Origin of the sequence: Streptomyces sp. NPDC002889 (genome assembly GCF_042888425.1) — a bacterium.
GTDB lineage: Bacteria > Actinomycetota > Actinomycetes > Streptomycetales > Streptomycetaceae > Streptomyces.
In genome coordinates this window covers 14,312-37,165 of record NZ_JBIAPT010000040.1, presented here as the reverse complement: position 1 = coordinate 37,165, position 22,854 = coordinate 14,312, and the positions used below count along the sequence as shown (strand labels likewise).

Annotated in this window: 19 protein-coding genes and 3 pseudogenes; 6 read left to right on the top strand and 16 right to left on the bottom strand. The window is 70.1% G+C overall.

The genetic code is table 11. From position 1 onward, the window contains the following. The 3 genes and pseudogenes from ACFYWI_RS36485 to ACFYWI_RS36475 all read left to right on the top strand — a co-directional run. A pseudogene (locus tag ACFYWI_RS36485) lies at window positions 1–278 on the top strand (transposase); the annotation flags it as partial. Window positions 279–342: 64 nt separating this feature from the next. Then, on the top strand, window positions 343–738 hold the full coding sequence (locus tag ACFYWI_RS36480; RefSeq protein ID WP_389240133.1) for a hypothetical protein: 396 nt from the start codon (window positions 343–345) through the stop codon (window positions 736–738). A gap of 388 nt (window positions 739–1,126) precedes the next feature. Beyond that, window positions 1,127–1,663 carry a phosphate-starvation-inducible PsiE family protein gene (locus ACFYWI_RS36475; RefSeq protein WP_389240130.1) on the top strand — a complete coding sequence of 179 codons (537 nt, stop codon included), beginning with the start codon at window positions 1,127–1,129 and terminating at the stop codon, window positions 1,661–1,663. Here the strand turns inward: ACFYWI_RS36475 and ACFYWI_RS36470 are convergent. Further along, window positions 1,637–3,815, bottom strand: a pseudogene (locus ACFYWI_RS36470) (FUSC family protein). The gene ACFYWI_RS36475 and the pseudogene ACFYWI_RS36470 sit on opposite strands and share 27 nt — an antisense overlap. Before the next feature lie 475 nt (window positions 3,816–4,290). Continuing rightward, complete coding sequence (locus ACFYWI_RS36465; protein WP_389240127.1) at window positions 4,291–5,424, bottom strand: hypothetical protein; 1,134 nt, start codon at window positions 5,422–5,424, stop codon at window positions 4,291–4,293. 351 nt (window positions 5,425–5,775) lie between these two features. Here ACFYWI_RS36465 and ACFYWI_RS36460 point away from each other — a divergent pair, with 351 nt between their 5' ends. Together ACFYWI_RS36460 and ACFYWI_RS36455 are read left to right on the top strand one after the other, a co-directional pair. After that, the gene (locus ACFYWI_RS36460; RefSeq protein WP_389240124.1) at window positions 5,776–6,225 is read left to right on the top strand and encodes a DUF1931 family protein; all 450 of its coding nucleotides are present in this window, start codon (window positions 5,776–5,778) and stop codon (window positions 6,223–6,225) included. 238 nt (window positions 6,226–6,463) lie between these two features. Then, a pseudogene (locus ACFYWI_RS36455) lies at window positions 6,464–6,600 on the top strand (ISNCY family transposase); the annotation flags it as partial. A 136-nt stretch (window positions 6,601–6,736) separates the two neighbouring features. On the opposite strand, the gene ACFYWI_RS36450 reads toward ACFYWI_RS36455, so the two are convergent. The 14 genes from ACFYWI_RS36450 to ACFYWI_RS36385 all read right to left on the bottom strand — a co-directional run bounded on the left by ACFYWI_RS36450 (window position 6,737) and on the right by ACFYWI_RS36385 (window position 20,603). After that, the gene (locus tag ACFYWI_RS36450; protein ID WP_389240122.1) at window positions 6,737–7,003 is read right to left on the bottom strand and encodes a hypothetical protein; all 267 of its coding nucleotides are present in this window, start codon (window positions 7,001–7,003) and stop codon (window positions 6,737–6,739) included. 203 nt (window positions 7,004–7,206) lie between these two features. Then, complete coding sequence (locus ACFYWI_RS36445; RefSeq protein ID WP_389240119.1) at window positions 7,207–7,635, bottom strand: DUF2267 domain-containing protein; 429 nt, start codon at window positions 7,633–7,635, stop codon at window positions 7,207–7,209. A 35-nt stretch (window positions 7,636–7,670) separates the two neighbouring features. Next, window positions 7,671–8,063 (bottom strand): DUF2267 domain-containing protein, encoded by a 393-nt coding sequence (locus ACFYWI_RS36440; RefSeq protein ID WP_389240116.1) that lies wholly within the window; start codon window positions 8,061–8,063, stop codon window positions 7,671–7,673. A gap of 26 nt (window positions 8,064–8,089) precedes the next feature. Continuing rightward, the gene (locus ACFYWI_RS36435) at window positions 8,090–10,021 is read right to left on the bottom strand and encodes an MFS transporter (protein ID WP_389240114.1); all 1,932 of its coding nucleotides are present in this window, start codon (window positions 10,019–10,021) and stop codon (window positions 8,090–8,092) included. Window positions 10,022–10,495: 474 nt separating this feature from the next. Continuing rightward, window positions 10,496–10,993 (bottom strand): Hsp20/alpha crystallin family protein, encoded by a 498-nt coding sequence (locus ACFYWI_RS36430; RefSeq protein ID WP_389240136.1) that lies wholly within the window; start codon window positions 10,991–10,993, stop codon window positions 10,496–10,498. Window positions 10,994–11,040: 47 nt separating this feature from the next. After that, window positions 11,041–12,822: an FAD-dependent oxidoreductase gene (locus ACFYWI_RS36425; protein WP_389240112.1), complete on the bottom strand. Its 1,782-nt coding sequence runs from the start codon at window positions 12,820–12,822 to the stop codon at window positions 11,041–11,043. After that, window positions 12,822–13,082, bottom strand: coding sequence for a UBP-type zinc finger domain-containing protein (locus ACFYWI_RS36420; protein ID WP_210583855.1), 261 nt, complete (start codon window positions 13,080–13,082; stop codon window positions 12,822–12,824). Before ACFYWI_RS36420 ends, ACFYWI_RS36425 begins: the two co-directional genes overlap by 1 nt. A gap of 6 nt (window positions 13,083–13,088) precedes the next feature. Continuing rightward, window positions 13,089–13,547 carry a thioredoxin gene (gene trxA / locus ACFYWI_RS36415; RefSeq protein WP_389240109.1) on the bottom strand — a complete coding sequence of 153 codons (459 nt, stop codon included), beginning with the start codon at window positions 13,545–13,547 and terminating at the stop codon, window positions 13,089–13,091. Next, window positions 13,544–16,183 carry an ATP-dependent chaperone ClpB gene (gene clpB / locus ACFYWI_RS36410; RefSeq protein ID WP_389240106.1) on the bottom strand — a complete coding sequence of 880 codons (2,640 nt, stop codon included), beginning with the start codon at window positions 16,181–16,183 and terminating at the stop codon, window positions 13,544–13,546. Before clpB ends, trxA begins: the two co-directional genes overlap by 4 nt. Next, entirely contained in the window at window positions 16,174–16,581 is a 408-nt protein-coding gene (locus tag ACFYWI_RS36405; protein ID WP_389240104.1) for a chaperone modulator CbpM, read from the bottom strand. Before ACFYWI_RS36405 ends, clpB begins: the two co-directional genes overlap by 10 nt. Continuing rightward, window positions 16,578–17,531 carry a DnaJ C-terminal domain-containing protein gene (locus ACFYWI_RS36400; protein WP_389240102.1) on the bottom strand — a complete coding sequence of 318 codons (954 nt, stop codon included), beginning with the start codon at window positions 17,529–17,531 and terminating at the stop codon, window positions 16,578–16,580. The genes ACFYWI_RS36405 and ACFYWI_RS36400 overlap by 4 nt, the downstream gene beginning before the upstream one ends. 6 nt (window positions 17,532–17,537) lie before the next feature. Next, window positions 17,538–18,155, bottom strand: a complete 618-nt coding sequence (grpE, locus tag ACFYWI_RS36395; RefSeq protein ID WP_389240099.1) for a nucleotide exchange factor GrpE — start codon at window positions 18,153–18,155, stop codon at window positions 17,538–17,540. Window positions 18,156–18,163: 8 nt separating this feature from the next. Continuing rightward, complete coding sequence (gene dnaK / locus ACFYWI_RS36390) at window positions 18,164–20,062, bottom strand: molecular chaperone DnaK (protein WP_389240097.1); 1,899 nt, start codon at window positions 20,060–20,062, stop codon at window positions 18,164–18,166. A 52-nt stretch (window positions 20,063–20,114) separates the two neighbouring features. Further along, window positions 20,115–20,603, bottom strand: a complete 489-nt coding sequence (locus tag ACFYWI_RS36385; protein ID WP_389240094.1) for a general stress protein — start codon at window positions 20,601–20,603, stop codon at window positions 20,115–20,117. A gap of 281 nt (window positions 20,604–20,884) precedes the next feature. Between ACFYWI_RS36385 and ACFYWI_RS36380 the strand changes: the two genes are divergently transcribed. Continuing rightward, window positions 20,885–22,666 (top strand): PucR family transcriptional regulator, encoded by a 1,782-nt coding sequence (locus tag ACFYWI_RS36380; RefSeq protein ID WP_389240092.1) that lies wholly within the window; start codon window positions 20,885–20,887, stop codon window positions 22,664–22,666. Window positions 22,667–22,854: the final 188 nt, after the last annotated feature.

Here is a 22,854-nt window from a genome sequence, read left to right as displayed (position 1 = left end):
AGGGCCAGAAACCCATGTCGATCGTGATCACGGCCGGGCAGCGCGGGGACTCCCCGCAGTTCGAGCCCGTTCTGAAGAAGATCCAGGTACGTCGTATGGGGCCGGGCAGGCCGCGTACCCGGCCGGACCGAGTGCGGGCCGACAAGGCGTACGCCTCCCGCAAGAACCGCGCCTACCTGCGCAGGCGCGGGATCCTCTGCACCATCCCGGACAAGGCCGACCACCTGCGCAACCGCAAGAGACTCGGCTCGCGCGGCGGCCGCCCGCCGAAGTTCGACAAGACGCCTCGCCGACGTCCCAGCGCATCACCCATGCGCTCAACCCACAGGAAGACAGCCCCTGATGCCCGTCTCTGCCGCCACCGAGTCGAAACTACGCGCCGCCATGGCCCGGCTGCTGGCCGGCCAGCCTCAGCACACCAGCGGCGCACTGAGCAAATCCAACCTCGCCCGCGAGGCCCAGGTCAGCCACGCCACCATGCACCGGGCCCAGAACGTCCTGGCCGAATGGGACGCCCAGGTCGCCTGCCCCGTGCTGCGCACCCCGGGCGAGACTGCCCGCGACGAGACCATTGCCGTATTACGCAGACAGCTTCGTGAGGCGAAAGCGACGGTGACCGAACTTCAGAGCAAACTCGACGCACTCGCGGCGGTCACCGCGAACCTGTACTACGAGAACCTGGCCCTGAAGAAGCGCGACAACAACCGGAGACTCGCGCCTTTCCCCTCCGCCAAATAGGACTTATCCACGCGATCATGTGTCTCGTTAGGGTGACCCGATGAAAGGGGGCAGCCACGCGCACGTACACCCTCGTCTCCCGACCCACGTTCGTCGGCCACGCCCTGGCGGCGATGCGAGGAAAGCGGCCTGGCGATGAGGTGGCAGCACGCCGTGGAGATCATCCTGAGCAGGCCAACCACCCGCGGGGGAACTACAGCGAGCGGGCGCGGGCCGAGAACCCGCTCAAGGTGCGGATGGATCTGTGTCAGCAGGCCTCGCAGGCGGTTGGAGACGCGGGTGGTGATGTCGCGCCTCGCCCCTTCCCTCAGGCTGCCACCACAGGGAGGGACCCGCTCGTCCACCCGTTCGGCAGCACGCCGCGCCTGCGGGCCGGGGCACCACTAGCATGCTGACTGTGCGACCTATTCCCCCGAAGATCGAGGGCGGCCGGGTACAGGGCGTCCTGCAGCTCATCGAGGACGGCATCCACCTCGTCGTCGCGGCGCTCCTCGTACTGCTCGCGGGGCTCCTGACCGTGGGGGTCGTCCACGACGTCATCAGGTCGATCCAGGGGCCGTACCGCGAGGAGACGGTCGTTCTCTCCGCCCTGGACAACGGCCTTGTGCTGTTCATCGTGGCCGAGCTGCTCCACACCGTCCGCCTCACCATCAGGAACCAGACCCTCGACGCGGAGCCGTTCCTCGTCGTCGGCCTGATTGCCGGCATCCGCAAGGTGCTGATCGTGACGGCCGAGGCGGAGAAGTCCTTCCGGTGGAACGTCGAGGGGATCGAACTGCTCGTCCTGGCGGGGCTGATCCTCGTGATGGCGACAGCGGCGTACGTGTGGCGGCGCTCGACGCGGCCGGGAGACTACTTCCCGCTCCAGGAGGCGGGACGCTCACCGTCGCCGGAGCCGTCACCCACCCCGGTGCGCGGGTCCTGATCCGTCACCTTCCGCAGCCACGGCCGCCCGCACCCGCTGCTCCTCGCGAGCAGAGCCGACGTCTCGTTCCAGGGGTGTGCGGCTCACGGCCGTCGCGAGGTCCTCCAAGGCTCGCTTCTGTAGTTCCGCCTCGCGCCGCACGACCGGTCTCCGGTCCCCGGCGGCAGAGCCCTCCCACGCGTGGAGCGCCTCCTCCACGCGCCCCCAGTCCGGATTCCTGTGCTCGCGCACGTCGACTGCCGCCTGCGCGGTGTCGGCCTCCAGGGCCTCGGCGAACCAGCTCCGCCTCGGGGACGAAACGGCTGTCGGCCCGCGGGACGTGGCTCTCCATGAGCATCGCCGCCCGGCCGAACCCCTTGAGCGCCTCCTGCGCCTCCTCCGCCTCGCGCGACGTCAGGCCCCTGGGGCGGACCGGTTCCTGCCTTGCCTGGTCGTAGGCCTCCTGCCAGGCGGCACGTGCCTCCCTGCTCGCCAGCAGGGCCCTGCGCATGTCGGCGCGATGCTCCTGGGTCGGTTCGGCGTAGCTGCGGAGCACCGCGGCCGCGTAGCGGCCGTTGGCGGCGAGCCAGTCCGCAAGTCGCCCCGGCAGCCGGGGCGTCTCCCATGCGGGGAACACCACGTACGCCAGCATTGCCAGGGCCCCGCCGAGCAGGGTGAGCACCACCCGCTCCGGGACCGTCTGCTCCCATGCCTGGCCGCCCATGCCGAGCAGGAAGACGACGTATGCGGCAGTGAAGCACTGGGAGTAGGCATAGCCGGTACGGATCAGCGTGTACGACAGGCCCGCCGAGACCACCGCCAGCGCGCCGAACACATGGGCGTCCGGGCCCAGGGCCCGCACCATCCCGGTGGCGAGCGCGACCCCCGCCAGGGTCCCGGCGAGACGGGCCACCGCACGCGCGTACGTCCGGTGGAAGTCCGGCCGCATCACCATCACCGAGGCGATGGGCGCCCAGTAGCCGTGGCCCAGGGGCAGCCGGGTGGCGATCAGATAGCCGAGCGTGGCCACCGCCGCCAGGCGGACGGCGTGCCGGAACACGGGCGAGTCCCGGCGAAGCTCACGGCGGACCGCCCGGACGACGACCGGGAGCAGCCGGAACATTGTCGGGCGCACCAGGAACTGGGCGCCTGCGGGGCCGGGCGGCGTGGGCGTCTTCCCGCGCGCGCCGCCGCTCCCGGCGATCTCCAACGCCTCGCCGAGCAGTTCCACGAGCCGCTCGGCGGCCTGCCGGGCGGGCCCCTCCAGCACCTCGTGCTCCTCGTCGACGCGCAGGACGTCCGCGGTCCTGGGCGGCACCTCGGCGGGAGTGCCGCGGCGGATCGAACGGGCGGCCGCGTCCAGGACGTCGGCGGCCGCGTCGAGCAACTCCCGCGCGCGGTCCCGCCCGGGTCCCTCCGCCGGGGCGCCGACGTCCGGGTCGGCGAGCGCGGCGACGACCGGCCGAATGCGCTCGGCGAGGCCCCGGGGGCCGTGGAGGACGGGGGGACGGGTGCGGGCCTGTGATGGCGTCACGGCGGCCGCGTCCCGGGCCGTCATCAACGGCTCCGGGTCGAACGGGGCGGTCGGGTCGTGCCGCAGCCGGCGGGCGTAGTCCGCCATGGCGGCCAGGGCGTCGGCGAGCGCGTCACGATGCGCCCCCCAACGGCGGATCGGGAACAGCAAGATCAGCACGGCCTGCGCCACGCCTCCGAGCGCGATGATCCCGGCGTGCTCCAGGGCTCGCCCGACGCTCGTGGGCAGGGTGATGGTTACCAGCATGCTGCCGACGGTCGTCGCTGCGACGATCCCGGCGGTCGATCCGACGGCCCACGCCATCCCCGCGACAAAGGCCCATACGGCCAGCAGTGGGAGGAACGTCACGAGTCGCCCCGCCGCCAGGTAGCCCACGAAGGTGCTGAGCGCCAGACCCGCGCCCGCGCCGAGCGCGATCACCTTGCGTGGACGCCAGGTGCGCTGGAAGGTGGCCCCACCCGCGGAGTAGGCACCGAGGGCGGCGGACGCGGCGTACGCAGGGGAGACCAGCCACAGCGCCGGCCCGATGACGATCGCCACCCCAGCAGCCGTGCGCAGCGCGAGCAGGGGCTCCAGCCGCGTCTCCTCGATCGTGAGCCCGGATCGCACGACCTCCCCAAAGGTCCGCAGCCACGTCACGGGTGTGAGCCTAGCCGGAACGCCCTGCCGGGTCGCGCCGGCCGCGCGGTCGCCTCTTGGCGGCGCCGCGCTCGGCGGGCGCGCGGCCCCGGGCCGACCTGCACTCACAAACCGGCACCCTCGCGTGCAGGGCGATCGATGACCACATCCCCAGCGCCGCCTGCTCAGCCCCAGCGGCCGCGGCTCGGCATCGTCCTCGTGGCCGATCCGGGATGGCCGGTGACGGACCTGGCCTACCGGGGACAACACCCGCCCCGTCATCGCCATGATCAACCCGCCGGAGCACATCGCGCTGCTGTCGCTGCCCATGCTTAGCCTGGTGCGTGTCGCCCACCGGTTGAGGGGAGCGGCTCTCGTTCAGCGGGCGTGGGCGGGTCCGAAGGACCGCCGCGTGTAGCCCGAACTCCCGGTACGCCGGCAGCGGTGAGCGGCGATGCCGCACGCGCGTCCGGGAGCCATTTGTGCCGGTATCGGTTCACTTCGAGGGCTGGTCACCGGGGTCGCCTTGGAGCGTGTGACGACGTTCCTGTTCGCGCTTGGAGTAGGCGGCTGCCCGGATCGCTTCGTCGCTCTCCAAGCCTGATCCCAGCGCGCCGCCCACGGTGGCGACCGAAGCGACGAACCAGGACAACGTCAAGTACTCCGCGGCGTGCAGCGGGGTTCGTGTCACGGAAGCGAACACTCGGTCGTTGAGGATGAACAGCGCCCACACCAAGTTGATGACCATCAAACCTCCGTAGCAGACGAGAACCCCGATACCCACGGTCATGACCGTCGAGGCGTTGTAGAGCCTCGCCCTCTGCCTCTCCTCCGGCGAGCCCTCTGCTGATCGATGCCACAGCTGCGCGTCTACGATCAGCCAGCCGATCATGATCCCTACAGATCCGACCATGGCGATCACGAGGCGTGGCGTGCTCAGGTTGTCAGCCAGGCTCCAGGTGGTGGAGTTCACGGTGGCGATGGCTCCCGTGGCGAGTGCGGCCGCCAGGGCTTTCGACAAGCCCGGCACCAACCGCCACGGCCGGTTGGCGCGGACCATACCGAAGAGCACCCTCAGGTAACCGCGCGGCCCGCTGACGACGTACCGAAGATCGGCGGTCTGCTCCTCACCGACCGGGCCCGGATGAATAGGCGTGAGACGACCGGCAAAGGGCCCCAGCAGCGGCTGACTTTGCGGAGGTCCTTCAGCCCCAGTGGCCTGCGGACCCGCCAAGCCAAGCACGGCTTCCTCCACGGCCCGCCGGGCCTTCGTCTGCAGCCGCAAGCCCCCCAGTGAAGGAAGAGACAGCAGCGCCAAGCCGTGTTCGTGACTCAGATTCACAACGAGCTTGCGCCCGTGTGAGTGCAGCGGAAGGTCGGTGAGGGCCACGACGATATCCCAATTCTCCGCACTTCCGCGGTCCATGATCCGGCGCATCAAGGTGGGCGGGTCCTCGGTCCCTGAGGTGAAGGGCTCACTGACCACCTCGACGTCGAATTGTCGCCCCTGGCCTGACTTGTCGGCGAGCCGAGTAGGAAGTGTCTGGGCCATGCGCTGCGCGATCTCCGTCGGCGCGTCCGGATCCGCCAGGAGAGCCACGACCGTAACGCCCTGAGACGACACCCGCATGACTGGACCCTCCTCGTCGGCTGCCCCCGCGATCGCAAGTGCCCACAGATGCCGCCGAGGTAACGTCGACGCCGCGTGACACGCTGGCCTCCGCCAGCAGGTGCAGGCGGTACGGCCAGATCTCCTCGTCTTCCCACACAGGGCCGGCTCCCACTCAGTGTTCACCCTGCTGTCGATCCGCACGCCCGTCCGACTGCCCGGGCAGTCGGACGCCTCGGCCTGGCAGGGCAATACAGGGAGGCTAATTGGGCCCGACATGCGCATGCGTTCGCGCGCCCCCGTCGGCCAGGCTGACTGGGAAGCCCAGGGGGCCGGGAACCACCCCGGCGCCCGCAGCCGGAGGTTGCCGTCATGACCGTGATGTCCATCGCCAGGTTCGAAAGGTTCTTCCGCGCGGCCGCGGGGCTGGACGTCGACAAGAACGATCTCAAGCGCTACAGCGACTTCGTCGACGCCAAGCTCTACGATCTGCTGACCGTCGCCCAGGCCACTGCCAAGGCCAACGGGCGCGACATCATCCGGACCTGTGACCTACCGATCACGAAAGGCCTGCAGGAGAGCATTCACCACTTCCGGAAGATCGACCAGGAAGTAGAACTCAAGCCGATCCTGGAACAGCTCGCCGCCCACCCCGCTCTGGACCGCACGCCCGACGAGGAGACCGAGGCGGCCTATCCGGACATCATCGGCGGACTCAGCCTGGCCCTTGCCCAGAGCTTCAAGATCCTCCACCCCGACCTGAAGAACCCCCGGACCCAGCACTGGGACGAGGCCCGAGCCGTCTTCGACCTCCTGCTGTGAGTGGCGACCGGACCAGGCGGTGCAGGCCACGGCCAAACAGCGTCAGCGCGCTCCGCTTCCTCGGCTGCCGCAACGATCCTGCTGGCCCGCCGCAGGGCCTCGTCCACGTCCAGGGTGCTGCCGAGAGCGGTCGTGACCTCCGCCAGCGGCGCCAGGCGGTCCAGAGCCCGCTGCAGCGCCGCGTACACGTCGAACTCGTCCTGCGGTGAGCGCAACGCCCGCTGGCTGAGACCGCGGGGGCACCCGCCGGCTGCTGGAGCAGACCGCTGTGCGGCTTGCGGGGCTCGCACGATCCCCGACCGGCTGGTGTCGTAGGCCGATCCCGAAGCCCGACCAATCCGCAAGGGCAAGCCCCAGCACCCCAGGCTGATCGGCCCACATCTCGGGTGTCGGAGAGCTCAGATTGTGGCGGCTCGACCTCGCAGGGATCATCGATGGCATGGACAGGAACATGTCCGTCGGGTCCGGGGAGCGGCTGCTGGAGGAACTGGTCAGAGCAGCCCAGCTGGCATCACCTGCGGAACTGCCCGGCGGTCCCGTCCATGCCCTTCTCCCGGTGCGGCACCAGCAGCACCGCCGGGCCCGCCACCTGCCCGGCAGCCGGCCCAGACGTCTCGTCCGCCTCCGCTTCGATCTGCGCGTTCAGCCGGATGAGCACCCGCTCCGCGCAGCCGAGTTCCTCCCCTTCAGCCCGGACCGCTTCCAGTTCCTTGGCCAGCCGTTCCTCCGCCGCATCGAGTTCCGCCCCGCCGTGCGGGGATCCGCTCCAGCACGTCATCCACGGCCGCCCCTCCCGGAAGATCCGGACAGAGCGTTTTGAACCCGTCGCACACTCCGGCAGCAGAACCACGAAATCCATCCCCCCGGACTGTCAGACGATCATCGCGCTCGGCAACCACCCGCGACCTAGGTGCTGGGATGGCCGGGGCGCCGCAGGCCTGCTCGGGGCGCTGGGCCGCGCTCATCATCTCCTCCGCCGGATCACGGCAGGAGCGCGGCAAACGAGTTCGGCACCCGGGATTTGACGTGCTGCCATTCGCCGACGCTCACATGGCGCTCCAGAGATTTCAGTACGGTACGCACCAGCTTCTCGGTGCCGCCCTCGACCGCATAGGGGAATTCGCTCCGGACCCGTGCGAAGAACTCCTCGTTGCTCATCTTTATGGGCGTCTCGGCCGGCTTCCAGCCGTCGTAGTAGACGCCCCTGACGATGGTCGGCAGCTGGGCGCCGAACTGTACGGCCGTCTCGACCGGGAGACGATCCCGGAGCGGGTGCAGCACGGCCCGGAGTGCCGCGTACGACTGCTTGCGCCGTTCCTTAGGCCATTCGAAGGCCTCCTCGACGTCCTTGAGGAGCCGATTGGCCTTGTCCACCATGGTGTCGAACGAGGAGAAACCTGTCTCAACCATTTCCGTGGGCCTTTCGTTCGGGGCGCCTCACGGGCTCAGTCCGCGAGGTCGGCCTTGCCGAACAGGACCGCGTAACTGGAGGGGAGTTGGCTGATGATCTGATTCAGCTCTCCGCCGGTGACAGCGTCGGCAACGGTGGTCAGGACCGCGCTGGCGTCCCACTGCGCCGTACGCGGCCGGGCATGGGTGCGCTCGGCGACCCGGCGGTAGAACTCTTCGATCCCGAAGCTCCGCGCCTGCTGCGGCGTGGCATGGTCCAGAACTTGTCCCAGCGGGCCGGGCAGCTGGGATGCGAGGTCATTGACCTCTCCCGGGCTGATCCGTTGGGCCAGCACTTCCAGCACGGCGTTGGTGACGTCCGCGGCTTCGTCCTGGTCGTTGTATTCGCCCAGCTCGCGTACACGGGCGAGGAATCCGTCGTATTTCATCGCTGCCTTCCTTCTGCCCGCTCCGGTCACCGCTGGTCATCGGGGTCGCCCGGTGCGCTGTCGGGCCGTCCGGGTCGGTCCGCCGGCGCGTAGCTGCCGTTCGCAAGGCTCTTGGCCCGGGACTCCCGCTCGGACTCACGCAGGGCACGGCGGAAGCGCCCGGGGCCCCAGGAACGGCCGCCCACGGCCTGTTCGAGTCGGTCGCGGCTCGTCGGACCGGCTTCTTGGAGCACGTGGGTGATCTGTTCGATCTCTTCGTCGAGGCGTTGTTCGGCCATGGCGGACGTACGGCTTGCCGTGCCCGCGGTGCCGGCCATCCCCGGCGAGTACAGGGTGCTGCCCGGTCCGGTGCCCGGGCGGTAGCGGCGGGCTCCGGCGCGCTCCCGCTCCCGGCGGCGGGCGGTGCGATCGGCGATCCGCAGTTCCCGCTCGTGCGCGGCCTGCCGGACGTGCGCGGGCCGGAGACGGTCTCGTGCGTCCTGTGGCGCGGGCTCGTTGCGCCAGGCTGCCTCGGTTTCCTCAGCGGTGAGCGGCCGGGCGATGTTCTCCAGGGACTGTTGTTCGGCCCGGACACCGAAGAAGACCTCGGCCAGCCCGCCCAGGGCCATGGCTGCCGCTCCGACGAGGAAGCCGATGGCCACCAGGTCGGCATTGCCACTGTGAATCAAGTGGCCGAACAGCAGCGGGCCGGTGATTCCGCCCACGGCCGTGCCGATCGCGAAGAACAGCGAGATGGACAGGGCCCGGGTCTCCATGGGGAAGACCTCGCTCACCGTCAGGTAGGCCGAGCTCGCTCCGGCGGACGCCACGAAGAAGGTCAGCGAGACCAGCAGGAAGAACGACCATGTCGTCAGGGAGCCGTTGATCAGCAGGACGGCGAGGACGGCCGCCACGGCCGCCGAGCCGAAGTAGGTGCCCGCGATCATCGGCTTTCTGCCAACGGTGTCGAAGAGCCGGCCGAGAAGGAGTGGTCCGAGGAAGTTGGCGATCGCGAAGAGGGCAAGGAAGTAGGGGATCGAGCCGGAGCCGATGTCGAAGAAGCCGTTCAGGATCGTGCCCAGGTCGAAGACGATCGCGTTGTACAGGAACGCCTGTCCGACGAAGAGCGCCAGACCGAGAACGGCGCGACGCGGGTACCGCCGAAGAGCCACGCCGGCGATCTCCCTGAACGGGATGACGTCGCGCTGCCGTACGGTGACCGCCTCGCCAGGTTCCGGCAGCTCACGGTCGGTCTCCTGGCGCACCTCGGCCTCGATCCGGTCGACGATGCGTTCAGCCTCGTCTTCATGCCCGTGGATGAACAGCCAGCGCGGACTTTCCGGCACATGGCGGCGTACCAGCATGATGCCCAGGCCCAGAACGCCGCCCAGGCCGAAGGCCAGCCGCCAGCCGAGGTCGGCTGCCAGCAGACTCTCGTTGAGAAGCAGCACGGCGACCAGGCTGCCGACCGCCGCACCGACCCAGTAGCTGCCGTTGATCGCCAGATCCACCTGCCCGCGGTTACGGGCCGGAATCAGCTCGTCGACGGCCGAGTTGATCGCGGCATACTCTCCGCCGATGCCCATACCGGTGATGAAACGGGCGAGGTAGAGGTACCAGGCGTCGTGAGCGAACGCGGTCGCGACGGTGGCGAGGACGTAGATGCCGAGCGTGAGCATGAACAGCTTCTTGCGCCCGTAGCGGTCGGTGAGCCTCCCGAACAGGAGAGCGCCCGCACATGCGCCTGCCACGTAGATGGCGGCGGCAGTGCCTATGTCGGAGCTGGTCAGGTCGATGCCGCTGCCCGGCTCGGTCATACGGGCGGCGACCGCCCCGACGATCGTCACTTCGAGTCCGTCCAGAATCCAGACGGTTCCCAGCCCGATGACGATCCGCCAATGGAATCGGGACCACGGTAGCCGGTCAAGCCGGGCGGGGACCTTGGTCGTGACGACACCGAGCTCGGCAGTGGTGGTCATGCCATGCCTCCTCGTTCAGGGCCATGGGCTGTTGCCTGTGGAGGGACAGAACAGGCCGGAATGGTCCGGTCCCCATAGGGTGGTCTTCTGTGCTGCGCTGCCGCCTGCTGGGACACCGTTTTCGCTTTCTCCATGAGGGCGACACGATGCTCTGGCACTGCGCGCGTGGGTGCGGAGCGGAGGGAAGCAAGCGATATCCGACGGCCCAGGACGCCGAGCGTTACGCACGGGCATTCGACCGCGAGGACCAGGCGGACCTGGGCCGGCGAGCACCGCTGGGTCTGCTCCCCCTTCGGCTGCTGCGCGCCTGGCGTCTGCGGCGCCGAAAGGAAGCCGGTGGGGAGCCGCGTACCAAGTCTCCGCCGCCGTGAGGGGTTGTGACACGGGACGTCGTTCATGAGTCACCCCGGATGTCGAGCCTCGCCGGCCCGGCCGCGGTGCCGGATGGGTGCCCGGAACCGCGGCGTTCGCGTCTCAGCCGCTGCTCCCGGTGCTTTCACTCGTCTCGCTGATCTCGACGTGCCGGGGCTTTGCGACCTCGGCCTTGGGGACGGTGATGGTGAGCACTCCGTCCGACATCCGCGCATTGATCTTTTCGGTGTCGACCTCTCCGGGCAGCCGCAGCCGGTACTCGAAGGCTCCGGTGCGGCGGGTGCTCCGGCGCAGAACGCCTTTACGTTCCTTCTCCTTGATCTCTCCGGTGACCACCAGCTCCTGGCCGTTCGCTTCGACGTTGATGTCCTTGCTCTTGACGCCGGGGAGTTCGATCTCGACGTGGAAGGCGTCGTCGGACTCCGTGACATCCGCCAGGGGTGTCCACGCGACTGCCGGCGCCGCGCCTCCCACCGTGGATTCGATCAGCCCGCTCATCTCGCTGAGCAGTTGGTCGAACTCCGTCAGCGGATTGCGTGCCCAGCCAAGGGGCCTGTCCTGCATGGCACCACTGCGGTGGCGCCGGACGGGCGTGGCCATTCCCATCGCCTCCTTCTCCTTCTCGTGATCTCGTCGCCCGCTGGGTGTCATGCGAGCCAAGCGGACTCCTTCGGACGGGTGTGCGGGGAGCTGTCGGTGCCGCCGGGCGCGGCCGTGTGCTCCAGGTAGCGGTGCACGAAGTGGATGCTCATCGCGCCTTCTCCAACCGCGGAGGCCACGCGCTTCACCGAGCCGCTGCGGACGTCGCCGGCGGCGAAGACGCCAGGCAGGCTGGTCTCCAAGGTCAGGCAGTCGCGGCCCTGGCTCCGCCACAGTTCGGGAACGGAGCACGCCTGCGCCTCCGCGCCGGTGAGCACGAAGCCGCGTGCGTCGAGGGCGAGCGCGCCGGACAGCCAATCGGTGTGAGGGTCTGCGCCGGTGAAGACGAACAGGGCCCGCACCGCGAGGCGGCGGTGCTCGCCCGTACGGTGGTCGACCACGGTGACCGCCTCCAGCGCCTTGTCGCCGAGTGCCTCGGTCATCTCGGTGTGCAGCAGCACGCGCACCCGCGGGTGGCGCTCGATCTGATCGATCAGGTAGCGGGACATGTGCGCCTCGATGCTCGGCCCACGGACGAGCAGATACACCTGCGGTGCGTACCCGGCCAGGAAGAGCACGGCCTGCCCCGCGGAGTTGCCGCCGCCGACCACCGCCACCGGGTCGGTACGGCACTGCTGGGCCTCGTAGACGGTCGCCGAGTAGTGGACGCTCGCGCCCTCCAACGGCTCGATGCCGGGCACATGGAGGCGGCGGTAGCGGGCGCCGGTGGCCAGGACGACGGTACGGGCGGTGATCTCGCTGCCGTCGGCGAACCCAACGGCGTAGTGGCCGTCCCGCCGTTCGAGCCGGGCCGCCTCCGCCGGGACGCTGATCCGGGCGCCGAACTTGCCCGCCTGGAGCACAGCGCGCTCGGTGAGTTCGGCGCCGGAGATGCCGGAGGGGAAGCCGAAGCAGTTGTCGATACGGGACGACGTCCCGGCCTGGCCGCCGGCGGCCATCGCCTCGACCACGGTCGTGCCGAGGCCCTCCGAGGCGGCGTTCACCGCGGCGGCGAGACCGGCCGGACCGGAGCCGACGATGAGGAGATCGCCGCGGCCGTTGCCCGACGGCAGGGGCGGCAGACCGATGAACCGGGCCAGTTCGGCGTTGCTCGGATTGCGCAACAGGGTTGTGTCCCGCCAGATCACCAGCGGCGTCTGCTCCGGACCGACCGCGAAGCGGCGCAGCAGCGCCTCGGCCTCCTCGTCCGTCTCCAGATCGATCCAGCGGTGCGGCAGCCGGTTGCGGGCGGCGAACTCGCGCAGCCGCCGGGTGTCGGGCGAGTAGCGCGAGCCGATGATGCGGAAACCGGCGCCCTGCCCGACGAGCAGGGCACGGCGGCCCAGGCAGGCGCGCAGCACCACATCACCAAGGATGGAGTCCCGGGTCACCAGGTCACGCAGCTGATCCATGGACAGGGCGAGGATCTCGCCGGGGTCCCTGACCACGGCGGTGTAGAAGGCCACCTGTCCGTTCAGGAGGCCGAGTTCGCCGATGAAGCGGCCAGGGCCGTGCACACGCAGCAGGCGTTCGCCGGGTGTGCCGTAGCCCTCGACGATGGCGACCGAGCCACTGAGGACGACGTAGAACGTCTCGCACCGCTCCCCCTCCCGGATCAGCACGTCACCGGCGTCAGCCGCGCGCCGCCGGCCATGCTGCGCCAGGCGGGCCATCTGGTCGTCCGACAGGCGGGGATAGGCGCCGTAGATGTCGGGGGTCTCGAAGGGGACGCTCTCCTCCGCCTCGTCCGGCACAGGCGCAGCGCCCGGCCGCGTCTCGTCGCCGGGCATCACACGAGCGCCTCGTGGACGAAGCACCACCGCCAGTCCTCGCCGGGCTCCAGCGACGCCACGATCGGATGGCCGTCGGCGGCGGCGTGACGGCGGGCGTGCCGGTTCGGCGAGGAGTCGCAGCAGCCGACGTGGCCGCAGGTCAGGCAGAGCCTGAGGTGGACCCAGGGGGAACGCGTGGCCAGGCATTCCTCGCATCCCGGGGCGCGCGGGGTGACGGGGCGTACGAGGGCGAGGTGGGGGTCGGTTCGTACGGTCATGGCCGATCATCCTTTCCCGGCCGGTTCGCGGCCCGCGATCGACTGCTCCACCCACCGCCGCAGGGCAGGGGCAGGTGCGGCACCCGACTGTCGGGCGATGGTCTGTCCTTTGTCGAGGACCAGCAGCGTCGGTACGGCCTGGACCTCGAACCGCCGCGCCAGGCGCGGGTTCTTGTCGATGTCGACCTTGACCAGCTTGATCTTTCCCGCGAGATCGGCGGCGACCTTCTCCAGCGCGGGGCTCACCATGCGGCAGGGGCCGCACCAGGTGGCCCACAGGTCGACGACGACGGGCACGGTGGCCTGCTCGACGACCTCGGTGAAGTCGTCGTCGCCCGCGTCGGCCATCCACGGCAGAGGCTGCTTGCAGTTGCCGCACCTGGGGCGGCCCTCGGCGGCCACGGGTACCCGGTTGGTGCGCCCGCAGTGCGGGCAGGTGGCGTTGGTGGCGTGCACGGTACTCATGCCGCCCTCGCTCCCTTCACGTCCTCGGGCTGGTCGTAGGTGACCACCAGCTCGCCGTGCTCGGCGTCGACGCGGACCGTCGCGCCGTCCTGGACGTCGCCGCGCAGCAGGGCGCGCCCGACCAGTGTCTCGACCTCGTGGGAGATGTAACGCCGCAGCGGCCGGGCCCCGTACACCGGGTCATAGCCCTGGTGGGCGATCAACTCCCGGGCTGCGTCCGTGAGTTCGACGGTGATGCGGCGTTCTGCGACCCGCTGCCGCAGCTCGTCGAACTGCAGCTCCACGATCCGCTCGATCTGGGACTCGCCGAGCGGCTTGAACAGCACGATGTCGTCGACGCGGTTGAGGAACTCCGGGCGGAAGTGCCCGCGCAGCTCACCCATCACCAGGGCGCGGGCGTCCGGCTTGATCTCACCCTCGGCGGTGGCGCCGTCGAGGAGGTACTCGGAGCCGATGTTGGACGTCATGATGACCACGGTGTTGCGGAAGTCGACCGTGCGGCCCTGAGCATCGGTGATGCGGCCGTCGTCGAGGATCTGCAGCAGGGTGTTGAAGACATCGGTGTGCGCCTTCTCGATCTCGTCGAACAGCACGACCGAGTACGGCTTGCGGCGTACGGCCTCGGTGAGCTGGCCGCCCTCCTCGTAGCCGACGTATCCGGGCGGGGCCCCCATGAGCCGGCTGACGGTGTGCCGCTCCTGGTACTCGCTCATGTCGAGGCGGACCATGTTCTCCTCGGAGTCGAACAGGGTCCGGGCGAGGGTCTTGGCCAGCTCGGTCTTCCCGACGCCGGTGGGGCCGAGGAAGATGAACGAGCCGATGGGGCGGCGAGGGTCGCGGATGCCGGAGCGGGCGCGGATGATGGCGTCGGCGACGAGCTTGACGGCCTCGTCCTGGCCGATGACGCGCTCGCGCAGGATCTCGTCGAGGCGCAGCAGTTTCTCGCGTTCGCCCTCCTGGAGGCGGGCGACGGGGATGCCGGTCCAGGCGGCGACGATGTCGGCGATCTCCTCCTCGGTGACGACCTCGCGCAGCAGCCGGTTCTGCCCTTGCTTGGCGGCCAGTTGCTCCTCCTCTGCGGCAAGTCGGCGCTCCAGGTCCTGGAGTCGGCCGTAGCGGAGTTCGGCGGCGCGGTTGAGGTCGTAGGCGCGTTCGGCCTCCTCCGCCTCGTGGCGGACCTGCTCCAGTTCCTGGCGCAGTTCCTGCACGCGGCGGATCGCCTGCCGTTCGGCCTCCCACTGGGCGTGTTTGGCGTCGGCCTCGCCGCGCAGGTCGGCAAGTTCCCTGCGCAGCTCCTCCAGGCGGGTTTTGCTGGCGGGGTCGGTCTCCTTGGACAGGGCGGCTTCCTCGATCTCCAAGCGGGTGACGCGGCGGGTGATCTCGTCGAGTTCGGCGGGCATCGAGTCGATCTCGGTACGCAGCCGGGCGCACGCCTCGTCGACGAGGTCGATGGCCTTGTCGGGCAGGAACCGGTCGGTGATGTAGCGGTGGCTGAGGGTGGCCGCGGAGACCAGCGCGGTGTCCTGGATCTTCACGCCGTGGAAGACCTCGAGGCGTTCGCGCAGTCCGCGCAGGATGGAGATGGTGTCCTCCACGCTCGGCTCGTCGACCAGGACCTGTTGGAAGCGGCGTTCGAGGGCGGCGTCCTTCTCGATGTGCTTGCGGTACTCGTCCAGGGTGGTCGCGCCGATCATGTGCAGTTCGCCGCGGGCGAGCATCGGCTTGAGCATATTGCCCGCGTCCATGGCCCCTTCGGCGGCGCCCGCTCCTACGACGGTGTGGAGTTCGTCGACGAAGAGCAGGATGCGCCCCTGGGCGGCCTTGACCTCGCTGAGCACGGCCTTGAGGCGTTCCTCGAACTCCCCGCGGTACTTGGCGCCGGCGACCAGGGAGCCCATGTCGAGGGCGAACACCGTCTTGTCGCGCAGGCCCTCGGGGACGTCGCCGCGAACGATGCGCTGGGCCAGGCCCTCGACGATGGCGGTCTTGCCGACGCCGGGGTCGCCGATGAGGACGGGGTTGTTCTTGGTCTTGCGGCTGAGGATCTGGGTGACGCGGCGGATCTCCGCGTCACGGCCGATGACCGGGTCCAGCCGCCCGGACCGAGCCTCGAGGACCAGGTCGCGGCCGTACTTCTCCAGAGCCTCGTAGGCCACTTCGGGGTTGGCGGAGGTGACGCGCTGGTTGCCGCGGACCTGGGTGAGCGCGCTCAGGAACGAGTCCCTGGTGATGCCGGCCTGTTTGAGCAGTCGCCCGGCGGCGGTCGAAGAGCTCTCCTCAGCCAGGGCGAGCAGGAGGTGCTCCACGGACACGTACTCGTCCTTGAGGCGTTTGGCCTCCCGTTCGGCGGCGTCGAGCAGGCGGCCGAGGCGCTGGGTGACGAAGACCTGGCCGGGTGCCGCGCCGGGGCCGGTGACCTTCGGGCGGCGGGAGAGTTCCTCGCGCACGGCCGCGCGCAGTTCCTTCGGCTCGGTGCCGGCCTGTTGCAGCAACCGCGGGATCAGACCGTCCTCCTGATCGAGAAGTGCGAGCAGCAGGTGTTCCCCGTCGACCTCGGTGTGCCCCATGCCGACGGCCGCTGTCTGGGCCTCCTGGAGGGCTTCCTGGGACTTCTGGGTGAGACGGTTCATGTCCATGGGGGTGTTTCACTCCTCGTGCCGCGGCCGCGCAGGGCGGCTTCGAGCAGGCTGATGCGGTCGAGCAGGTCGAGCACCAGGCCGATGGATGCGTAGTTGAGGCAGAGTCCGGTGCGCAGCCGCTGGATGCGGGCGAGAACCGCCGGGGCCGTGGGGTCGAACACCAGGTGCCCCGCGGCGTCGCGTTCGGCGTCGACCAGGCCGAGGGCGACGAACCGGCGGATCAGATCGGGGTGGAGGCCCGAGCGACGGGCCACGGTGTCGAGGGAGAGCCTGGGGGCGGGCACGAGCGCGTACCGGACAGCCGTCGAGGCGGTGATGTCGGCGCCCGTTCGTACCGGACGGGCGCCCCCGCCGGCCCGGCCGACGCCTGCCGCTCCCGCGGGTCGGTCGTTCATGGCGTCCTCCTGGGGTCGAACGAGGAAGTGGCGGCGAGCTCCTCGAACAGTTCGCGCTCCCGGTCGCCGAGGGTGGGCGGCACCACGATGCGGAGTTCGGCGTACAGGTCGCCGTTCGCGCCGCGCGGGTTCGGCATGCCCTCGCCACGCAGCCGCAGCCGCCGGCCGCTGGACGAACCCGCGGGCACGGTGACCTTGGCCGTGCCGCCGCCGGGGGTGGGCACCGGCACGGTCGCACCCAGGGCCGCCTCCCAGGGGGCGACAGGGACCTGGATGTGCACGTCGCGGCCGTCCAGCCGGAACCGGGGGTGGGGCTGGATACGCACCCGCAGGTACAGGTCGCCCGCGGCGGCGTCACCGCTGCCCCGGCCGCCCTCGCCCGCCAGCCGGATGCGCTGCCCGTCGGTGACGCCCGGCGGCACGTCGACCTCGTACCGCCGCGGCTGCCCGGTGGGACCGGCGAGCGTGACGGTGCGACGGCCGCCCCTGTACGCCTCCTCGACGGTGAGCGGCAGCTCGGCCTCCTGGTCGGCTCCCGGTACACCGCCTCGGGCGGCGCCTGCTCCGAACATGGAGCCGAGCAGGTCCTCGATGTCGACACCCTCCGCTGCGAAGTCGTCGCCGAAGCCGGTGGTGTACCGGACACGAGGGCCGCCCGCGCCCGCGGTCCTCCGACCGCGGAAGCCGCCGCCCGCTCCGGCCGCGACCCGTTCGTCGAAGTCCTCGGGGATCTTGCGGAAGTCCTCGCCGAAGCGGTCGTAACGAGCCCGGGTCTTCGGGTCCGACAGGACGCTGTACGCCTCGTTGAGGTCCTTGAAGCGTTCCTCCGCCCCCGGGTCCTTGTTGACGTCGGGGTGGTACTTGCGGGCGAGCTTGCGATATGCCTGCTGGATCTCGTCCTGACTCGCGCTCCGCGACACGCCCAGCACCTCGTAGAAGTCCCGTGCCATGACTGGTCACTCCCGCTTCGCGACAGTCACCGCGGCGGGCCTGAGCTGCCGTTCGCCGTCCCCGTAGCCCGGGCGCAGCACCTCGACGACCGTGCCCGGTGGGGCGTTGGGGTCCTGGACCACGCCGACCACCTCGTGCCGGGCCGGGTCGAAGGCGACGCCGGTCTCCGCATGCCGCGGGTAGCCGAGCAGTTCGAGGACGTTCACCGCCTGGTCGCGTACGGCCCGGATGCCCTCCACGATCGCGCCGGGGTCGGCTCCGGCATGGGTCAGGGCGAGTTCGAGGTTGTCCAGGACGGGCAGGAAGGCGGCGGCCGTACGGGACCGCTCGACCGTACGCTCCCGCTCCAGTTCCCTGGCGTGACGCTTGCGAAGGTTGTCGAGGTCGGCGAGCGCGCGCCGCCAGCGGTCCTCCAGTTCCTGGAGCTCAGCCGTGTACTCGTCCTCGGACGGTGCGGGGCCGCTGGCCGCGTCGGGGCCGGGTTCCTCGTCCGTGGCAGGCCCCGGCCCGGTCGGCGGGCCCGAGAGCGGAAGATCCCCGCGGGGAGGGCGTACGGCACCCTCCGGAGCCGGGTCAGCCCGGTCCGGCACGGCCGGGTCGGGTTCCCTGGGGTCGATCGGCATGGCGTGCCTCAGTCCTTGTCGAACTCGGCGTCGATGACATCGTCGCCACCGCCACCACCACTCGTGGGACCACCGGTGGCGGTGTCCTGGCCGGGACCGCCCGTGGCGGCGCCGCCCTGATGCGCCACCAGCCCTGCCAGCACCTGCTGGAGTTCGGAGGTCAGGGGCCGCACCCGCTCCACGCCTGCCTCCTCCTTGACCGCCGCCCGGGCATCCGACACCAGCATCTCGGCGCGTGCCTTCTCGTGCGCGGGTGCGGCGTCGCCCAGTTCGGCGAGGCGCTTCTCGACCTGGTACGCGATGGCGTCGAGTTCGTTGCGGGCGTCGACGGCCTCGCGGAGTGCATGGTCCTGGCCCTGGTTGCGCTCGGCCTCCTGGACCATGCGTTCGACCTCACTGCGGTCCAGGTTGGAGCTCTCGCTGATGGTGATGCCCTGTTCCTTGCCGGTGTCCCGGTCGCGGGCCTTGACGTTGAGGATGCCGTTGGCGTCGATGTCGAAGGTGACCTCGACCTGCGGTTCGCCCCGCGGCGCCGGCCGGATGTCGGTGAGCTGGAACCGGCCCAGCACCCGGTTGTCGGCGGCCCGCTCGCGCTCGCCCTGGAGGACCACCACATCGACGGCCGGCTGGTTGTCCTCGGCGGTGGAGAAGGTCTCGCTGCGGCGCACCGGGATGGTGGTGTTCCGCTCGATGATCTTCGTCATCACTCCGCCGCGCGTCTCCACGCCCAGCGACAAGGGTGTGACGTCGAGCAGCAGGACGTCCTTGACCTCGCCCTTGAGCACCCCGGCCTGGATCGCGGCGCCCAGGGCCACGACCTCGTCGGGGTTGACGCTCATGTTGGGTTCCTTGCCGCCGGTCAGTCGGCGGACCAGAGCCTGCACCGCCGGGATACGTGTGGAACCGCCTACGAGGATGACCTCGTCGATGTCGCTCTCGCCGACCTTGGCGTCGGCCATCGCCTGCTGCACCGGTCCCAGGCACCGCTCCACCAGGTCGCCGGTGATCTGCTCGAACGTGGACCGCATGATCGAGTCGGTGAGGTGCTTGGGGCCCGAGGCATCGGCGGTGATGAACGGCAGGCTGACCTGCGTCTGCGTCACCGAACTCAGCTCGGTCTTGGCCTTCTCCGCCGCCTCGAACAATCGTTGCAGCGCCTGCGGGTCCTTGCGCAGGTCGATGCCGTTCTCCTTCTGGAAGTCGTCCGCGAGGTAATCCACCAGACGCCGGTCGAAGTCGTCGCCGCCCAGGTGGCTGTCGCCGGCGGTGGAGCGCACCTCCACCACGCCGTCGCCGACGTCGAGGATGCTCACGTCGAAGGTGCCGCCGCCCAGGTCGAAGACGAGGACGGTCTCGTGCTCCTTCTTGTCCATGCCGTACGCGAGGGCGGCCGCCGTCGGCTCGTTGATGATCCGCAGCACCTCCAGTCCCGCGATCCGTCCGGCGTCCTTGGTAGCGGTGCGCTGGGCGTCATTGAAGTAGGCGGGCACCGTGATGACCGCCTCCGTGACCCGCTCCCCCAGCTGCTTGGAGGCGTCGTCGGCGAGTTTGCGCAGCACCTGTGCGCTGATCTCCTCAGGCGCGTACAGCTTGTCGCGCACCTTGAAGCGAGCCGCCCCGCCGTCGCCCTCGACGACGTCGTACGCCACCGCCCTGGCCTCGTCGGAGATCTCGTCGAAGTGCCGGCCGATGAACCGCTTGGCCGAGTAGATGGTGCCCTTGGGGTTGAGGATCGCCTGGCGCCGGGCCAGCTGGCCCACCAGACGTTCCCCGGTGTCGGTGAAGGCCACCACGGACGGTGTCGTGCGGTTGCCCTCGCTGTTGGGCACGACGGACGGCTCGCCGCCTTCCCACACGGCGATCACCGAGTTGGTGGTGCCCAGGTCGATACCCACTGCCTTGGCCATGAGGAACTCCTCCCGGTGCGGCGGCATGCGCCGGCACTGCGGATCCGATCGTTCAGGTATGGGGAGGACGTCCGCCGGCGCCGGTGGTCTGCAGCCCGCCGAGCAGCCGTACGGCCTCGTCGGCGACCGCTTCGTCCACGACGACGTCGTACCGGCTGGGCTCCATCGAGCGGACGGAGGCGAAGTCCCGGCGGCCGCCCTGCAGGGCGTACAGCAGCAGTCCGAACAGCGCGCCCACGATCGCTCCGAAAATCAGGCCGTAGAGGGCGACGAGTAGGGCCGAGACGAGGGGGTCCACCCAGTCGACCAGGCCGAAGAGCCAGCCGATCAGCGCACCGGGCAGGGCCCCGCTCGCCGCTCCGTGCAGGGCGGCCCTGCCGTAGTCCATACGGCCGATGACCTGCTCGACGAGGCGGACGTCCTGGCCGATGATGGCCACCCTCTGCACGGGAAACCCCTGGTCCGAGAGGTGGTCGACGGCGCGTTCGGCTTCCTGGTACGTCTCGTACGTGGCAACGGGCCTGCGAGGCTGCTCGGTCATCGCCCAGTCCTTCCTGCCGGTGCGCACGGTGGCCCCCGGCACGCCCCAGACTCGCGAACCGAGCAGCTCTACGCCTGCACCCGGCAGGTCAAAGAACAACGGAGCCCGTCGCCCCGCGAGCACGAGACGAGGACTCCGAACGTCTCGGGTAAGTTGGTCGGAGGGGCGTACAGGAAGGGTCGCTGTCACCTCGCGGCAGGCTCGGGGGAAGGGAAAAATCCCATCGCCGGCTGCTGGGTCCGGAGCGTGTACCGCCAGCTCGGGGAGAACGGAGTGATCCCATGGCCGGCAGCCGGGCGCACAACCTGCACCGCCGCCGCTCCGACCGGGAGGGCAGCCTTCCGCGGGGCAGCGCCGGGCGGCACCCCACGGCCGCGCGAAGAGGGCCCCGCCCACGCGTTCCCACCCCAGCCGACCATGCCCTCCACGAACTGATGGTGCTCTCCCGCGCCCTGTTCGACACCCGGGACGAAGGCGAGATCCTGCGCCTGGCCATGGACCACATAGCCGCCGCAGGGCCATACAGCGCCGAGGCCGGATACCTCAGGGTGGATGGCGACCTGGTCCCCAGCCCGAGGGACGGGCAAAACCATGCCTTGGTCGTGGACCGGAGGGTGCGGGAGCTGGCCGGGCAAGACGGCTCTGTGACCGTACCCGGCCGGCCCTGTGGCCAGGCCCTGGGGCTGCGCGGTCTTGAGGGACTCCACGGCTACCTTGTGGTGACGTCCCGCTCCCGGCCCACCGAGGCCGAGCGATCCCTGCTCGCCACGCTCGTCCGGCACACCGCTGCTGCTCTGTCAGTCGCCTTCGCACACCGCCGCCAACGCGAGGACGCGCTGGAGCTGTACCGGCTGAGGGAGGAACGGACAGCCCTCCAGCGGCAGCTGATCTCCGTCATGGCTGAGCTGGGGTTCCAGCGGGCCGTTCACGCGCTCATGGCCGACGTCGCTGCCTCGGTCGGCGGCGAGGAAGCCATCACCCGCGCACTGCACGGGCTCACTGGACTCCCCGCGCTGGTCGAGGACCGCTTCGGTCGGCTGAGGTCCTGGACCGGCCCCAGCCGCCCCGACCCCTATCCGGAACCGGACCCCGTGCGCCAGGACGAAATGCTGCACGCCGTCGCCCGGGAGGTCGGGCCGGTGCGGATAAAGGACCGGCTGATCACCCTGGTCCGCCCGCACGGCGAGATCCTGGGCGTGCTGGGCCTGGTCGATGCCCGGGGCGAGGCCGACGAGCACACCGTGCTCGCGCTGGAACACGCCGCCACGTCGCTCGCCCTGGAGCTGGCGCACCTGCGTAGTCTGGCCGAAGTGGAGCTGAGGCTGCACCGCGAGCTGGTCGACGACCTCCTGGCAGGGACGGACGAGGCGAGCGCCTACGCCCGGTCCGAGGCAGTCGGACACGACCTGCACCGCAGCCACTACGTCGTCGTGGTGCAGTGGTCGAACCGGACGGCGGACGATTCCTTCGCGCAGACCGTGGGCCGGGCGGCCTCTGCCGTGGGCATCCGCTCGCTGCTGACCCGACGTTCCGACCACGTGGTCCTGGTCGCCGACGCCAGGCCGCACGCCCGCGCGCTGTACGAGGGGCTCGCCCGGGAGACCGGGACACGGTCCGGGACGATCGGCGTGAGCGCCCCTTGCGACTCCCTGGACGGCATCCCCCACTGCTACCAGGAGGCGCAGCGCGCCCTGGAAGTGCGCCGTCACTCCCGCGAGCGCTACGGCACGACGTTCTTCGACGAGCTTGGCCTCTACCGCATCCTGGGACCTGGCAACGATTACCGGGAGCTAGAGACGTTCGTCCACGAGTGGCTCGGGCAGCTGATCGACTACGACTCCCGGCACCACGCGACCATGGTGGAGACCCTGTCCCGGTACTTCGACTGCGGCGGCAACTACGACGAGACCGCCGAATCCCTCGCGATCCACCGCAGCACGCTGCGCTATCGGCTACAGCGCATCCGCGACATCAGCGGCAACGACCTCGCGAACGTCGAGGACCGGCTGAACCTCCAGGTGGCGACCCGAGTGTGGAAGATCGTGCTGGGCGGACCCGACTGAATCCCTGCTAGAACTGTTGTGTGAGTGGTGCCAGCGGCAGTTGGTCGGGCTGCCCTGTTACAGCGATGGTCTCTCAAAGTTGCCACCACGACAGAGCTGGGAACGCGGGAGCGACCTTGACGCGTTGCGTGGCTTGGGGAAGTTCGATCCGCGCCACGCGCCGGCAGGCGGCGAAGGCCGTGACGCTG

Bases quoted from the DNA above. Each gene is read 5' to 3' on its own strand.
- dnaK (WP_389240097.1), bottom strand. From the start codon at position 20,062: ATGGCCAAGGCAGTGGGTATCGACCTGGGCACCACCAACTCGGTGATC.
- grpE (WP_389240099.1), bottom strand. From the start codon at position 18,155: ATGCCGATCGACCCCAGGGAACCCGACCCGGCCGTGCCGGACCGGGCT.
- trxA (WP_389240109.1), bottom strand. From the start codon at position 13,547: ATGAGTACCGTGCACGCCACCAACGCCACCTGCCCGCACTGCGGGCGC.
- ACFYWI_RS36480 (WP_389240133.1), top strand. From the start codon at position 343: ATGCCCGTCTCTGCCGCCACCGAGTCGAAACTACGCGCCGCCATGGCC.
- ACFYWI_RS36450 (WP_389240122.1), bottom strand. From the start codon at position 7,003: ATGACGTGCTGGAGCGGATCCCCGCACGGCGGGGCGGAACTCGATGCG.
- ACFYWI_RS36475 (WP_389240130.1), top strand. From the start codon at position 1,127: ATGCTGACTGTGCGACCTATTCCCCCGAAGATCGAGGGCGGCCGGGTA.
- ACFYWI_RS36430 (WP_389240136.1), bottom strand. From the start codon at position 10,993: ATGGCCACGCCCGTCCGGCGCCACCGCAGTGGTGCCATGCAGGACAGG.
- ACFYWI_RS36385 (WP_389240094.1), bottom strand. From the start codon at position 20,603: ATGACCGAGCAGCCTCGCAGGCCCGTTGCCACGTACGAGACGTACCAG.
- clpB (WP_389240106.1), bottom strand. From the start codon at position 16,183: ATGGACATGAACCGTCTCACCCAGAAGTCCCAGGAAGCCCTCCAGGAG.
- ACFYWI_RS36440 (WP_389240116.1), bottom strand. From the start codon at position 8,063: ATGAAATACGACGGATTCCTCGCCCGTGTACGCGAGCTGGGCGAATAC.
- ACFYWI_RS36460 (WP_389240124.1), top strand. From the start codon at position 5,776: ATGACCGTGATGTCCATCGCCAGGTTCGAAAGGTTCTTCCGCGCGGCC.
- ACFYWI_RS36380 (WP_389240092.1), top strand. From the start codon at position 20,885: ATGGCCGGCAGCCGGGCGCACAACCTGCACCGCCGCCGCTCCGACCGG.
- ACFYWI_RS36420 (WP_210583855.1), bottom strand. From the start codon at position 13,082: ATGACCGTACGAACCGACCCCCACCTCGCCCTCGTACGCCCCGTCACC.
- ACFYWI_RS36435 (WP_389240114.1), bottom strand. From the start codon at position 10,021: ATGACCACCACTGCCGAGCTCGGTGTCGTCACGACCAAGGTCCCCGCC.
- ACFYWI_RS36465 (WP_389240127.1), bottom strand. From the start codon at position 5,424: ATGCGGGTGTCGTCTCAGGGCGTTACGGTCGTGGCTCTCCTGGCGGAT.
- ACFYWI_RS36400 (WP_389240102.1), bottom strand. From the start codon at position 17,531: ATGGCACGGGACTTCTACGAGGTGCTGGGCGTGTCGCGGAGCGCGAGT.
- ACFYWI_RS36445 (WP_389240119.1), bottom strand. From the start codon at position 7,635: ATGGTTGAGACAGGTTTCTCCTCGTTCGACACCATGGTGGACAAGGCC.
- ACFYWI_RS36425 (WP_389240112.1), bottom strand. From the start codon at position 12,822: ATGCCCGGCGACGAGACGCGGCCGGGCGCTGCGCCTGTGCCGGACGAG.
- ACFYWI_RS36405 (WP_389240104.1), bottom strand. From the start codon at position 16,581: ATGAACGACCGACCCGCGGGAGCGGCAGGCGTCGGCCGGGCCGGCGGG.